Here is a 14,759-nt window from a genome sequence, read left to right on the forward strand (position 1 = left end):
TATCAGCATACAAGACGGTTTTGGTTCTTGTTCGTGACGGAAACGGCGCGCTTCCGAGCCGCTTTAAAAGAAAGAGGGCGAGGTCTAGGGCACGCCCCCTTTCACGATAGAGAGCTAAACCTAGCCGCGGACCTTCTTGACGACGTCCATGGCCTCGCGGGCGATCTGCTCGACCTTGGAGAAGTCGCCGTCGGCAAACAGGGCCGGCTTGACCATCCAGGTGCCACCGCAGGCGATGATGGCGGAGGAGCTCAGGTACTCCTCGACGTTGGCGGTGCTCACGCCGCCGGTGGGCATAAAGCGGTGACCGACAAACGGAGCGGCGAGGGCCTTGATGGTGTTCAGGCCGCCATACTGGGACGCGGGGAAGAACTTGGTGACCTTGAGGCCCAGGTTCTCGGCTGCGGTGACCTCGGAGGGGGTTACGGTGCCGGGAAGGACAGGCAGGTCGATGTCGATGCAGTGCTTCACAACGTCCTCGTTGTAACCCGGGGAGACGATGAACTTGGCACCGGCTGCGCGGGCCTGCTCAACCTGCTCGACGGTCAGGACAGTGCCGGCGCCAACGCACATCTCGGGCTCGGCCTCGGCCATAGCGGCGATGCACTCGGCGGCGCAGGCGGTGCGGAAGGTGACCTCGGCGGACTTCATGCCAGCTGCCATAAGGGCGTGGGCGAGCGGAGCGGCGTCCTCGACCTTGTCGAGCACGACGACCGGCACGATGCCCAGGGACTCAAGCGTGGTGTAGAACTGATCGAACATAATGTTCCTTTCGATGTATGGCGCGCATGGGCGCGTGATTGCCAAATATGCTGGTCAGGAGCCGATTTTGGATTGGTTATCGGAGGCACTGCTTGGGGTTCAAGCAATTCCAAAACCAGCTGCTCGACCAGTCATGTAGGGAATGCCAGGCAAAACCGGAATGGGACTGGTGGTTTTGCCCGACCGGAGGAATCGGGGAGCGGGCCGCAGGGGTATGGGATTGGAAAGCTGCGGCCCGCGGAATGGAGACGGACTAACGCGCGACGCGGGTGCCACCGTCGGCGGCGGATGCCACGGCTGCGATCTCGTCTGCGGTCACCAAGTTGGAATCGCCCTTGATGGTGAGCTTGAGGATCGAGGCTGCAATCGCGTAGTTGACGGCGTCCTGCGGGTCAAAGTCGTTGATGAGGGCATGGACGAAGCCGGCGTTGAAAGCGTCGCCGGCGGCAACGCCCTCGAGCACGTGCACATCGTGAGCAGGGGAGAACCAGTACTCGCCGCTCTCGGCGTCAAAGAGCATGCCCATCCAGATGGAGCGCTCGACGCAAGAGATGTTGCGGACGACCGAGGCGACCTTTTTGCAGCCGTACTCGGCGCAGATCTGACGGGCCATCTCGACGTAGGTGTCGCGCTCCTCGATGCCATGGGCAAGGGAACCAGAGACGCAGGTCATGCCGAGGCCGGCGGGCGCATCCTCGTCGTTGGCGATGCAGATGTCGACGAGCGGCAGGAGTTCCTTCATGGTGGCCTGCGACTTCTCGGGCGACCACATCTTGCCGCGATAGTTCACGTCGCACACGGTGGTGATGCCCTTGGCGCGGCAGGCGGCGAGTGCCTCCTTGCAGGCGGCGGCCATCTCATCGGAGACGGCGGGGGTCACGCCGGAGAAATAGAAGACATCGATGCCCTTGAGGATCTCGTCCCAGTCAAAGACGTCGCGTTTGGCCATGTTGATGGCAGAGAACTTGCGGTCGTAGACGCAGCCGTTGCCGCGCTGCGAGGCGCCGACCTCAAACACATAGGAGCCAAGACGGTCGCCCTGACGCACGACGCGCGTTGTGTCGACGCCGTAGGCCTTCAGCGAGCGCAGCGCGCACTCGCCTAGGCGGTTGGCCGGGACAACGGATACGTAAGCGGCCTTGTCGCCTTGGTAGGCCAGGGAAAGAGCGGTGTTGGCCTCGGCGCCACCGTAGCGGACGTCAAACTCGGTTGCCTGCTCAATGCGCAGATGATCTTTGGGCGAGAGCCTCATCATGATTTCGCCGAAGGTAAGAACCGTTTTACCCATGGTCGCGCAGCTCCTTCTTGCTCGTGCGTACACCTTTGATATGGCGTTGGCGCGGAGGTGCCAAGACGGTAGGGTACATCTTTGCACCTCCGCGCCAACGCTTGCCGAAATCGGTTTACGAAATCGGTTTCGTTTCGAGTTGTAGTATACTCACCTACAGCGTTTTGCAAGCGAGATTTTTAAAAAAATGCCTAAAATGGCTCAGACTGCTGACAATTGGGAAACGGGGTGCGCCATGGCGCAGATGAGAATCAAGGACATTGCCGCCGAGGCGGGTGTGAGCCCGGCCACGGTCTCGCGCTATCTCAACAACCGTCCCGGGCAAATGACCGAGGAGACCCGCGCCCGCATCGCCGAGGTCATCGAGCGCACCGGCTATCGCCCACGTGCTGCCGCGCGCAATCTGCGCAGCTCGCGTACCAACCTCATCGGTGTGATTCTGGCTGACATCGCCAACCCGTTCTCGAGCGCCATGCTCGAGGGCCTTTCCGCCAGCGCCGCGGCGCGCGGCTGCTCGCTCATGACGGCCATTAGCGGCAACGACCCCGCTAAGGAAGCGGAGTCGCTCACCAGACTTATCGATGCCGGCGTGGACGGCCTGGTCGTCAACACCTGCGGAGGCAATGACGAGGCGATCGCCGCGGCAGCGGGACGTCTGCCCGTCGTGCTGCTCGACCGCGACGTTGCCGACGGCGGTGTTGACCTGGTGACATCTAACAACCGTGAGCTGGTCGCCGGCTTGGTAGACGCCTTGGCAGCTGCGGGCAGCGAGCGTCTGTGCCTGCTCACCGAGGCAAGCGACGATAGCCCCGTGCGTCGAGAGCGCGCCGAGGCCTTTGCCGACGAGCTTTCGCGCCGCGGCCTTGCGGGCGAGGTCGTCACCCTGGCCGACGGTGGCGCCACGGGCGTTGGCCGTTTGGACAAGACCATCCGCGACTACGCGGGCAAAAGGCTCGGCCTTATCGCCGTCAACGGCCTGGTTTTCCTGCGTCTGACCGAGGCGCTGGCGCAGCTTGGTCCCTCGCTGCCGGCGGGGCTCAAGATCGCGACGTTTGACGACTACCCCTGGAACCATGTGCTCTTTGGCGGCGTCACCACGGCCGCGCAGGACACCCTCACCATTGCCGAGCGCGTAGTCGAGCGCCTTTCCGAGCGCATCGACGTCGTTACCACCACCGTGGGCGAGGCCGCAAAGCTGGCGCCCAAACGCATCGAGATCCCCGGCCACATCGAACACCGCGCCTCGACCTCTCGCTAGCCGCTTGTTCGCAACTGCCTGTTCGCGCACGTTTTTTGAGCGCTTGATACGCTTTAACCCTGCGGAAACATTTTTCTGCGATAGTATCTGCGATATAGACCAGTCGAAACCCGCCCGAAAGAAAGGGGAGCGACATGAACCAGCAGAACATCGATTACGTACTCCGCTCCGTAGAGCAGCGTGACATCCGCTTTGTGCGTCTGTGGTTTGTCGACATTCTCGGCCGCCTCAAGAACTTTGCCATTAGCCCCGAGGACCTCGAGGTCGCTTTTGAGGAGGGTATTGGCTTTGACGGCTCCGCCATCGAGGGCTTTGCCACGCCCGAGGAAGCCGACATGCTGGCGTTTCCCGATGCTTCGACCTTCCAGATTCTGCCGTGGCGTCCGAGCCACAACGGCGTTGCCCGCGTGTTCTGCGACGTGTGCACTCCCGACCGCAAGCCCTTCGCCGGCGATCCGCGCGATGCCCTGCGCCGCATGTTCCGCAAGGCCGAGAAAGCCGGCTATCTGCTCAACGTGGGCGCCGAGCTGGAGTATTACTACTTCCCCGACGAGCACACCCCCGAGCCGCTCGACAACGTGGGCTACTTCGATCTTTCGGTGAGCGATGCCGCCCGCGACCTGCGCCGCAACACGGTCCTCACGCTCGAGAAGATGTCCGTGCCCGTGGAGTACACCTTCCATGCCGCCGGTCGCTCGCAGCACGGCATGAGCCTGCGCCACGCCGAGGCCCTGAGCATGTCCGACGCCATCACCACGGCCAAACTCATCATTAAACAGCAGGCCTACGAGAGCGGTTGCCACGCCTCCTTTATGCCCAAGCCGTTGGCGGGCGAGGACGGCAGCGCTATGTTCCTGTGCCAGTCGCTATTCGACCACGACGGCAACAACGTCTTTTGGAGCGAGGACGACGAGAAGTACCATCTTTCCGACATCGCCAAACACTACATGGCCGGTATCCTGGCGCACGCGCGCGAGATCAGCGCCATCACCAGCCCCACGGTCAACTCGTACAAGCGCATCACCACGGGTGGCGACTCCGTACCGCAGTACGCCACGTGGGGCCTGCGCAACCGCGCGAGCATGGTCCGCATTCCGGTCTACAAGCCTGGCAAGCAGCTGTCCACGCGCATCGAGCTGCGCAGTCCCGACCCCATGGCCAACCCGTACCTGGTCAACGCCGTCACGCTGGCGGCTGGTCTCGACGGCATCGAGCGCAAGCTAGAACTCCCGCCCGAGGCAACGGCCGAGACGCTCAAGCTTACCGACCGTCAGATGCTCGAGGCCGGCTACACGCCGCTGCCGCGCTCGCTCAAAGAGGCGCTCGACGTGTTTGAGGACTCGCAGTTTATGAAGGATGCCCTCGGCGAGCACATCCACAGCTTCTTCCTCAAAAAGAAGCGCAACGAGTGGCATAAGTTTGAGTCTACGATCACCGAGTGGGAGATCAAGCACTACCTGGCGAACTCCTAATCGCGCTGGCTTGTTCCAGTACGATTGAGCTCATTTCTTTGGAGGCCGATATGTCCGAAAAGAGTGCCCTGTTCATGGCGCGCACGACGCGCTTCCACGAGTTTGCCCGCAGCTTGACGACCACCCTGGGTGTCGAGGTGAGCCTGGCAACCCCCGATTCGCCGACTGCGGCGCACGACTTTGACCTGCTGATCCTCGATTCCGACGGCATTCGCAGCGACCGCATCGATCAGATTGCCAAGTGGCTTGACGATCGTGGCGGCGTCCCCATGCTGGTGATCGTCGACGATGAGGCCCTTGGCACCCTGCGCCTGCCGAATCACGCGCATGCCGACTTTGTGTGCCCCACGGCGACGCCCAACGAGCTCAAGGCTCGTGCGCAGCGCCTGATGGGCGAGGAGGAGACCGTCACCGCCGACGATGTACTCAACATCGATAACCTCGAGATTAACCTGGCCACCTACCAGGTGACGCTCGATGATGAGCCCATCGACCTGACGCTGATGGAGTACTCGCTGCTGAGCTTTTTGGCGACGCATCCCAACCGTGCCTACAGCCGCGAGGTGCTGCTGCACCGCGTGTGGGGCTTTGAGTACTGCGGCGGTACGCGTACCGTCGACGTGCACATTCGACGCATCCGTTCCAAGGTGGGCCCGCAGATTGCGGCACACATCACCACCGTCCGCGGCGTGGGCTATCTGTTTAAGGACTAGCTTTTCACCACAAAGGGGACAGGCGCCTTCGTGGTGGTTTTGACGCATGCGTGGATCCCTTTCGAGTTTGCAGCAGAACTTAAGCCTTCCTAAAAGATTGCGTTCTCATACACGTTCGCCCGCATATTGGGGTACAACTCAACGTGAACAATGATGGCCCGCCACATGTTTGGCGGGCCTTTGGTTATTAGACGAAAGGATCGCAGCCATGAGCGAGAACGATTCCCAGCGTCCCCAGGATGCGGGCAACGCCGGCGAGACCCAGCAGCAGCCGCGTGTGCAGGTGGAGTCGACGCCTGCCGGTAACAACATTCCCTACGTGCAGGCTTACGACACGCAGACCGGCAAGCCGCTGGGCGGCCAACAGGTCGTGAACAAGCACACGGTGGTCAAGACTAAGACCAAAAAACTGCCGATCTTTATTACGGCACTCGCCGGCTGTGCCTGCGGAGCCCTGCTGGTCATTGCGCTCATTATGAGCGGCACGCTCGATATCGGCGGCGGCAGGAACGCCGTGACGGCGGGTGCTTCGGGTTCGTCGACGCAAAAGATTACGATTGATTCCGAGGACACCACGCTGGCCGAGGCCGTTTCTGCCAAGGCATTGCCCTCCGTGGTTTCCATCACCGCCACTTCGAGCGGCGGCCAGAATGGCTCGCTTTCGCAGTCTGCCGACGAGTCGGATAGTTCGGGCAGCGTCGGCTCGGGCGTAGTACTCGATACCGAGGGCCACATCCTCACCAACAACCACGTGGTCGATGGCTATGACCAGTACGTGGTGACCATGGACGACGGCACCACCTATGAGGCCGAGTTCGTGGGCAACGATGCTTCGAGCGACCTGGCCGTCATCAAGCTCAAGGACGCCGACGCCTCCAAGCTCACGCCGATCGAGATTGGTGATTCCTCCAAGCTCAACGTGGGCGAGTGGGTCATGGCGATCGGCTCGCCGTTCGGCAACGAGCAGTCTGTCTCCACCGGTATCGTCTCGGCGCTCTACCGCTCCACGGCTATGAGCTCTACCAGCGGTAACACCATCTATGCCAACATGATTCAGACCGATGCCGCCATCAACCCGGGCAACTCCGGTGGCGCGCTCGTCAATGACAACGGCGAGCTCGTGGGCATCAACTCGCTTATCGAGAGCTACTCGGGCTCCAGCTCGGGCGTGGGCTTCGCTATTCCCGTTAACTACGCCAAGAACATTGCCGACCAGATTATCGACGGCAAGACGCCGGTGCATCCGTACATGGGCGCCACGCTTTCGAGCGTCAACGCGCTCAACGCCCGCACCAACAAGCTGAGCACCGATAGCGGCGCGTATGTGGCGAGCGTCGTTGAGGATGGTCCTGCCGCCAAGGCTGGCATCCAAGAGGGCGATGTCATTACCAAGCTGGGCGACGATGAGATTACGAGCGCCGATGGCCTGATCATTGCGCTGCGCAGCCACGAGGTGGGCGAGAAAGTCGAGATCACGCTTATGCGCGGCAAGGAAGAGAAGAAGGTCACGGTTGAGCTGGGCTCCGATGAGGAGCTGCAGAACCAGCAGCAGGACGACAGTTCGACCGACACCGGCAACGGCGGTATTACCGACGAGCAGCTGCGCCAGTACCTGGAGGAGCTGCTAGGCCAGCAGGGCCAGGGCCAGGGCTACGGCCAGGGTTTCTAACGAGCTGTATCGCACATACCGATGCCAGAGGGGCTGTCCCATCAACGCGGGACAGCCCCTCTTTTCTTATTGATCCGTTGGGGACGGAGGAAAACGGATCACTTGGGGCTGACAAGAGGCCTGGTTCGTAATGGTCTGGACAGTTAGTTCAGATACGTATAAATCTGGGACAGCTTGGAATGCGTTTTGAGCAATTTTTGATTGGGATGGGGCTCGAATGGGTGTTTGGAAGGGAGAGTGGGACGTTTACATGGTCTCGAGGAGCCCGAATTCGTCGAAACAGGGGTGTTCGTGCCTGATTTAGCTCTAGGATTTATACGTATCTGAACTAACTGTCCACCCCAGTCTGGCGGCTGCCGATTCGGTGCGGTTTGAGACCGCTATTCGGCCCCGTTGCGACCGGTGGTACTCTTGTATCCGTTTGAAATCGAGCGAAGGAGTGCCGCTATGGAGCAATCGAGCCTGTTTGGTGACGGTGTGGACATCGATACCGAAACGCCCGCGAGCACGGATACCGCCGCATCGACCGACGCCCGTGCCCAGGCGGCAGCGCGTGCGGCCGAGCTGCGCCACGAGCTCGATTACCACGCCTATCGCTACTACATGCTCGATGCGCCCGAGATCACGGACGCCGCCTTTGACAAAATGCTCGTTGAGCTGCAGGAAATCGAGGCGACCTACCCCGATCTGGTGACGTCCGACAGCTATACCCAGCGCGTGGGCGGCTACGTGAGCGAGCAGTTTACGCCGGTTACGCATATGGCGCGCATGTATTCCATGGACGATGCCATGGATCTGGACGAACTCGACGCATGGCTCCAGCGCACTGAGGATGCGCTCGGTGCCGGCAGCGTTACCTATACCTGCGAGCTTAAGATTGACGGCCTGGGCGTGGCGCTTACCTACCAAAACGGCACCTTCGTACGTGCGGCCACACGTGGCGATGGCACCACGGGCGAGGACGTGTCGCTTAACGTCCGTACCATCAAGGATGTGCCCATGCACCTGTCCGAGCCTGCGCTCGCCCACATGGGTGCCGACCGCGAGCGCACCATCGAGGTGCGCGGTGAGGTCTATATGCCCAAGGGCAGCTTTGTTCGTCTGAATGAAGAGGCCGATGCCGAGGGACGCGACCCCTTCGCCAACCCGCGCAACGCCGCTGCAGGATCCCTGCGTCAAAAGGACCCCAAGGTCACGGCACGCCGCGACCTGGCCACCTTTATCTATGCCATTGCCGATACCGACCCGCTGCACGTCCACAGCCAGCGCGAGTTTCTCGACTGGCTGCGTAGCGCCGGCTTTAGCGTCAATCCCAACGTGGCACGGTGCGCCACGCCGGCCGAGGTCCACGAGTTCTGTGCCCAGGCGCTCGAGCACCGCGGCGACTTGGACTACGACATCGACGGCGTGGTCGTAAAGGTGGACAGCTTCCAACGGCAGCTCGACCTGGGCTTTACCGCCCGCGCGCCGCGCTGGGCCATTGCTTTTAAGTTCCCGCCCGAGGAAAAGCAGACCGTCCTGCGCGAAATTCGCATCCAGGTGGGCCGCACCGGTGTGCTCACGCCGGTCGCCGAGTTCGACCCGGTGACGGTTGCCGGCTCCACCATCGCGCGCGCCACGCTGCACAACATCGACGAGATCCGCCGCAAAAACGTGCGCGAGGGCGATACCATCATCGTGCACAAGGCGGGTGACGTGATCCCGGAGGTCGTAGGCCCGGTACTCGACAAGCGCCCGGCCGATTCGGTCGACTGGCACATGCCCGAGGTCTGCCCCGTGTGCGGCAGCCCCGTGGTCCACGAGGATGGCGAGGTTGCCTACCGCTGCGTCTCCATCGACTGCCCCGCGCAGCTCAAGGAGCGCCTGCTTCACTGGGTGAGCCGCGGCTGCATGGACGTCGACGGCCTGGGCGACGAGATCGTCGACAAGATGATCGCCGCCGGCCTGATCCACGATGTCGCAGACTTTTACCAGCTCACGGTCGATGACATCGCCGGACTGGACACGGGCCGCACCTATGCCAGCTCCAACAGCAAAAAGGGCGTCGAGAAGGGCGACCCCATTCCGGTGGGCCTCAAGACGGCCGAGAAAATCATCGCCGAGCTCAACAAGTCCAAGAGCCAGCCGCTCGGTCGCGTGCTGTTTGCCCTGGGCATCCGTCACGTGGGCAAGAGCGTGGGCGAGGTCATTGCCGAACGATTCCTGTCGATTGACAAGCTCATCTTGGCGAGCGAAGAGGATATTGCCGAGTGCGAGGGCATCGGTCCCAAGATTGCGGCGAGCGTCAAGCAGTTCCTGGCCGTGCCCGAAAACCTGGCCGTGCTGGAGCGTCTGCGCCAAGCGGGTCTGTCGCTCGAGGTCGACCTGGGCGCCGCACACGCGCAAGCCGCAGCCGATGCCGGCGTGGCGGGCGAGCTCGCCGACGCACAGCCGCTCGCGGGTCTGACCTTTGTGCTCACCGGCACGCTCGTCAACCGCACGCGCGACGAGGCGGGCGCGGCGCTCAAGGTGCTTGGTGCCAAGGTCTCGGGCAGTGTTTCAAAGAAGACGAGCTATCTAGTCGCCGGCCCCAAAGCGGGCTCCAAGCTCACCAAGGCCGAGCAGCTGGGCGTACCCGTGCTGGACGAGGACGCACTCGAGCAGATCTTGGCTACCGGTGAGGTGCCCCAGGCTTAGGACATCGATAATCAAATTAGAAAACCTCCCGGAAAGGTTGATACTTTCCGGGAGGTTTTTATTTGGGCGTGGTGGCGGGCAGCATGATTTGCGTCATGTAGGTTGCTGAGGGTGACCCTGCGGAGCGGTGTCGTTCCGGAGCGATAGAAGATTCATACAAGGCAAAGGGGCCCCGCAGTGAGGTCTCACAACGGGGCTGCCCCATTGTGATGAGTTTTATACACGTTAACATTAACATTAACGTGTATACTTAGCAGTGAAGATATATGTTGAGAGGAGCCGCTATGGTTACCGTCGCGTTTTCGGAACTGCGCCAAAACCTTACGCAGGTGGCCGAAAGGGTTGCCAATGAGGGCGAGGAGGTTGTGGTCTTCAAGCGGAGCAAGCCGTTGTTCAAGATCGTGCCGCTCGACTATGAAGGTCCAGTTACGGTGGAATATGATGCTGCCCAGGAGCGCGGGGGTGCAAAGCCGACGCGCGGCTCGGACAAGCCCAAGCGCGACGTGGGTACGATGTGGCATCCCAAGATCACCTGGAAGGAGATCCGTGAGATGCTCGCGGAGAATGAGGATTACCAGGAGTATCTCGATATCGTGGCTAGCATGCCAAAGGGAACGCCGCTCGATACGATGACGGTTGAAGATGAAAAGCGCGTCGCGAGGGAGCGCTACCTATGAGGGCATTTCTCGATACCAATTTTCTGCTCGATTGCGTGCTGCCGGGCCGGCCGGAGCATGGGGCGGCGCAAACGACCAAGGGGCTCGTTGACGTGGGACTTATAGAAGGTGTTGTTTCGGCCTGCTCTCTCAAGGACGCGTACTACATTCTCACTAAACAGGCAGGCGAGGCGCGCGCCCGCGAGGTAGTGCGCGACTGTCTTAAGAGCTACTCGGTAGAGCCTCTCGACCAAGAAGCTTGTTTTACCTCCGCCTATTCTGATGAGCCAGACTTTGAGGACGGCTGTATCCGCGCGATGGCCGAGCGTGCCGGCGTGGACTTTATCATCACGCGCGATCGCGCCGCTTTTGTGCGCTCGACCATCAAGACCTTCTCGCCCGCAGAGTTCATCCGCGCGTTTCCGATTCCGGAGGAGTAAAACCGCCATATCGGGGACTGCCCTCGACATGGCGGTTATCCTGTAGCCGACGCTCGTTAGTTGAGCTGCACTTCATGCCTGTCCGGGAGGTTCTTAATCGAGCACAGTAACGGGCACCGTGATCTGTGTCACGTAGGTTGCCGGGTCGTCGCTGATGATGTCGTCGATGAGGGCGATTTCGCGCGAGGGCCCGGCGGGTGTCAGGCCGTGCTCGCGCATATAGCTGAGCAGCTGCTCATAGCGTGGGGCTGCTTGCCCGTGCGTGCCGCGGAAGCTTATGGTCAGGCAGCGCGCGGCGGGCCGCGTCTCGACGTCGCCCAAGTACTCATCGGTGTCATCGAGCAGCAAAAAGACCTCGTCGTAGCCATCAAAGTCGCCGGCGGCGAGGCGCTCGGCGCTAATCCCGACGCCTAAGTTGCCCAGAAAGACAAAGGTCTCGTGCTGGCCTTTCTGCAGCTGACGAATCTGCCACTCCAGCGCATAGGCGTCGGTAGGGTTGACGCGTTCGCGCAACACGGCGCAGCGAAGCTCGGGCGCATCGATTGTGCAAATGGTATCGAGCTCGGTGTTCAAGGCATCGTGGAGCAGCGCAAGCCGGTTGTCAATCTTGCGTGACACGCGTTCGAGCTCGCGGCGCTTGCGCTCGATGAGCTCCTGCTGCTGAGCCAGCTGCCGCTGCATAAGGTCCACATCGCGCGTGGTCACAAACTCGCGGATTTGTGCTAACGGCAAGTTGAGAACGCGCAGGTGGCTGATGGTGTTGAGGGTGGAGAGCTGCCGCGATCCGTAGTAGCGATACCCACTTGCCGGATCGATGTGCGCCGGGTCCAGCAAGCCCATCTGCTCGTAATGACGTAGCGTCCCCACGCTCAGGTTAAACAGGCGCGCCACCTCGCCAATGCGGAGCAGACCCTCGGTATGTTCGGTTGGCGAGTCGGTCATGGGACCGCTCCTTTCGGTAAAAACAGGGGAGGGGCGCCAGGCTCGCGTCGCCTCGCTACGCTGCCAACTTGTCAAAAGCCCCGCGCCGGTTGAGCACGGTAAACGCGACAACACAGATGACTGCCGACAAAATCGACCCGCACGGCGAAGCGATGCCCATGGGAAACAGCGTGTCGGAATAGGCGTTCGACAGCAGCCACGCGCCCGGCACGCGAATGAGCGCCACGGCCAGCACGTTGTGCGCAAAGCCGATGTAGCTCTTGCCGTATGCAGCGAAAAAGCCGCTAAAGCAAATGTGGATACCGGCAAAAATCGCGTCGAAAATGTAGCTGCGCATATAACCGGTGCCGGCGGCGACCACTGCGGGGTCCTTGGCAAAAAAGCCGATAAACGCCGGCGCCACCAGCCACATCAGTACCGTGATCAGGCAGCCGTACACTACCGAGATGGTCATGGCGTCCTTGAGCACCTGACGTGCACGATCGCCCTTGCCCGCGCCGGCATTTTGCGCCGTGAGTGCGCTGACAGTGGCGCCCATGGAACTCGGCACAATGAACAAAAAGCTGATCATCTTCTCGACCAGGCCCACGGCGGCGGCGTCGACGAGCCCTCGGTGGTTGGCGATGACAGTGATAAACATAAACGCCACCTGGATGCAGCCGTCCTGCACGGCCACGGGCACGCCGATCTTAAGAATGCTGCCGAGCACCTCGGGCTGGGGGCGCAGGTCGCTGCGCTTAACGTGGATGTTCGTGCGGCGGCTCTTAAGCCACACGAGCGCGAGCGCAACGCTGGCCGTCTGCGCGGTTACCGTGCCGAGCGCCGCGCCCACGGGGCCGAGCCCCATGTGGCCGATGAACAGAAAGTCGAGCGTGATGTTGATGATGCATGCCACGCCGATCACGTACATGGGCGAGCGCGAATCTCCCAGCCCGCGAAAGATGGCCGAAAGAATGTTGTACGCGGCGATAAAGGGGATGCCCATAAAGCAGATGCGCAGGTAGGCGGCGGTGCCTTCGACTGCCTCGGGCGGCGTGCCAATGAGCGCCACAACCTGCGGGCACAGTGCGAGCAGGACAGCGGCCAGCACCACCGAGACACCCATAAAGAGCGTGATGGTGTTGCCGATGGCGGTCTCGGCGCGGTCGAAGCGGCGTGAGCCCACGGCGTGGCCGACGATAACCGTCGTTCCCATGGCCAGGCCCACGAGCGTCACGGTAATGATATAGAGCGTCTGTGCGCCATTGCCCACGGCGGTGATGCCGGCGGCGCCGCTAAACTGCCCCATCATGTACAGGTCGGCCATGCCATAGAGCATCTGCAAAAAGTACGAGAGCATATAGGGCAGGGCAAAGACTGCGATGGTCTTAAGGACATTGCCGCGTGTGAGGTCGTGTTCCATGGGCGGGGCACTTTCTGGCTGGGTTTGTTTACGTACCAGTGTAGTGAAAACCCTACAACGATTGTAGAGTCAAGGTTTGTGTCGGCAGTGGGGCGAAAAAAGTCACGCTCCGAGCACGATACTTTGACCCCTCCGTGCCCCTCACCTTGCCTCAAACCATCACAACATTCGACGTTTTTTGCCAAAATCGGGAAAAGCATCGAATGTTGTGATGGTTTTTCTGCCACTCGACCGGGTGGAATCGCTTTCTTGCGCACGAAGGTGTGCGAACCCGTGAGCAGGGGAATAAGGTTGGTTATCCGACTCCATTGGAGGGCTCATGGACCTGCCGATCGTCCTGTCCCATAAGACTGCCTGGCTGTACCACAACGTGGCGCGCCCGTCCGAGCCGCTCTCGCGAGCAAGCAGCCTATACGATGAGGACTCGCTTGCTAACGAGGCGGAGCCGACCGCGAGCCTGCCCAAATTGGGACTTGATGCCAAAGGGCTGAGGGCTTCAACGGCAGTTGGGATCGTTGCCGACTATCTGGTTTCGCTCGGTATTCCACGAGAAGAGCTCGATCATATCGACACGCTCGTCAACTTTGATTTTGAGCGCTCGACGCCGGCTGGATTTAGGTGCCACGTGTTTGGAGCGCCGGTACCTCCAGGCCATCTTATCGAGGTGGCAGAGGGCCTTCTGGTGGTTGATGAGGCCATGTGCTTTGTCCAAGCGGGTTCGTGGATGAGAGAACCCGAGCAGCTGGAATATGGCTACGAAATCTGCGCCCGATACCATTTGAATCATCTGTCGACAGGCGATTATATCGAGATGGGGCAGAGGTATACCGTTGCCGACTTGATTGCCTATTGCAATGAGAACCGATCTCGTCAGGGGGCTATACGCGCGGCCGCCGCGCTCAAGCGCGTGCACGATGGCGCGCGGTCGCCCATGGAGACGGCCACCGCAATCATGGTCGTAGCAAAACGTTCCCAGGGCGGGCTGGGATACGCCAAGATCGAGCTCAACCATCGGGTCGATGTTCCCAACGAGTTCAAGTATCTCGCAAAGGCCGGGTATTTCGAGATCGACGTATATGCGCCTGCAAGCGGTACGGGGATTGAATACAACGGCTCGGACCATCTTGATAAACAGCGCAGCGCGTCGGACGCGGAGCGTATAACCGTGCTGAGCGCGCTGGGCTTTAGGATGATCGTCCTCACCGGGACTCAATTTGCCCACCAGCTGCAATTGCACCGGGCGATGAACGCCATCGCGCTCGCTATGGGTCTCAAGTGCGACCGAAGCGAAGCGTTCCAAAAACGTCAGAACGACCTGCGAGAATTCGTAATTCGGCACTGGGACGGCGGCCTTTAGGGGCGTTTTGGTTCTTCTACGGGGCGCTACGGGCAAGCAAACCATCACAACATTCGACGTTTTTTGCCAAAATCGGGAAAAGCATCGAATGTTGTGATGGTCTGTGTTGAGGGTGGGCTCGGGA

12 protein-coding genes are annotated in these 14,759 nt (G+C 61.1%); 8 read left to right on the forward strand and 4 right to left on the reverse strand.

The window, feature by feature from the left end:
• Positions 1-120 precede the first annotated feature (120 nt).
• Positions 121-762 carry a bifunctional 4-hydroxy-2-oxoglutarate aldolase/2-dehydro-3-deoxy-phosphogluconate aldolase gene (eda, locus tag AAA069_RS00235; protein WP_055286010.1) on the reverse strand — a complete coding sequence of 214 codons (642 nt, stop codon included), beginning with the start codon at positions 760-762 and terminating at the stop codon, positions 121-123.
• A gap of 253 nt (positions 763-1,015) precedes the next feature.
• Complete coding sequence (locus AAA069_RS00240) at positions 1,016-2,050, reverse strand: sugar kinase (RefSeq protein WP_195240513.1); 1,035 nt, start codon at positions 2,048-2,050, stop codon at positions 1,016-1,018.
• A gap of 235 nt (positions 2,051-2,285) precedes the next feature.
• Here AAA069_RS00240 and AAA069_RS00245 point away from each other — a divergent pair, with 235 nt between their 5' ends.
• From AAA069_RS00245 to AAA069_RS00275, 7 genes are all read left to right on the forward strand, one after another.
• Positions 2,286-3,308, forward strand: a complete 1,023-nt coding sequence (locus AAA069_RS00245; protein ID WP_271757503.1) for a LacI family DNA-binding transcriptional regulator — start codon at positions 2,286-2,288, stop codon at positions 3,306-3,308.
• Between the two features lie 134 nt (positions 3,309-3,442).
• The gene (locus AAA069_RS00250) at positions 3,443-4,780 is read left to right on the forward strand and encodes a glutamine synthetase family protein (RefSeq protein ID WP_349127236.1); all 1,338 of its coding nucleotides are present in this window, start codon (positions 3,443-3,445) and stop codon (positions 4,778-4,780) included.
• Between the two features lie 50 nt (positions 4,781-4,830).
• Positions 4,831-5,493 (forward strand): response regulator transcription factor, encoded by a 663-nt coding sequence (locus tag AAA069_RS00255; protein WP_022095077.1) that lies wholly within the window; start codon positions 4,831-4,833, stop codon positions 5,491-5,493.
• Between the two features lie 208 nt (positions 5,494-5,701).
• On the forward strand, positions 5,702-7,162 hold the full coding sequence (locus AAA069_RS00260) for a trypsin-like peptidase domain-containing protein (RefSeq protein ID WP_349127237.1): 1,461 nt from the start codon (positions 5,702-5,704) through the stop codon (positions 7,160-7,162).
• A gap of 447 nt (positions 7,163-7,609) precedes the next feature.
• Positions 7,610-9,838 carry an NAD-dependent DNA ligase LigA gene (ligA, locus tag AAA069_RS00265; RefSeq protein ID WP_349127238.1) on the forward strand — a complete coding sequence of 743 codons (2,229 nt, stop codon included), beginning with the start codon at positions 7,610-7,612 and terminating at the stop codon, positions 9,836-9,838.
• A 284-nt stretch (positions 9,839-10,122) separates the two neighbouring features.
• Positions 10,123-10,515, forward strand: a complete 393-nt coding sequence (locus tag AAA069_RS00270) for a type II toxin-antitoxin system prevent-host-death family antitoxin (RefSeq protein WP_196026000.1) — start codon at positions 10,123-10,125, stop codon at positions 10,513-10,515.
• Entirely contained in the window at positions 10,512-10,934 is a 423-nt protein-coding gene (locus tag AAA069_RS00275) for a PIN domain-containing protein (RefSeq protein WP_195568424.1), read from the forward strand. Before AAA069_RS00270 ends, AAA069_RS00275 begins: the two co-directional genes overlap by 4 nt.
• Before the next feature lie 93 nt (positions 10,935-11,027).
• Here AAA069_RS00275 and AAA069_RS00280 read toward each other — a convergent pair whose 3' ends face one another.
• Entirely contained in the window at positions 11,028-11,876 is an 849-nt protein-coding gene (locus AAA069_RS00280; RefSeq protein WP_055286025.1) for a MerR family transcriptional regulator, read from the reverse strand.
• A 55-nt stretch (positions 11,877-11,931) separates the two neighbouring features.
• Positions 11,932-13,278, reverse strand: coding sequence for an MATE family efflux transporter (locus tag AAA069_RS00285; protein ID WP_349127239.1), 1,347 nt, complete (start codon positions 13,276-13,278; stop codon positions 11,932-11,934).
• Positions 13,279-13,597: 319 nt separating this feature from the next.
• Between AAA069_RS00285 and AAA069_RS00290 the strand changes: the two genes are divergently transcribed.
• On the forward strand, positions 13,598-14,635 hold the full coding sequence (locus AAA069_RS00290) for a hypothetical protein (RefSeq protein WP_349127240.1): 1,038 nt from the start codon (positions 13,598-13,600) through the stop codon (positions 14,633-14,635).
• The last annotated feature ends 124 nt before the right edge of the window (positions 14,636-14,759 follow it).

This window comes from Collinsella sp. CLA-SR-H006 (assembly GCF_040097075.1).
GTDB lineage: Bacteria > Actinomycetota > Coriobacteriia > Coriobacteriales > Coriobacteriaceae > Collinsella.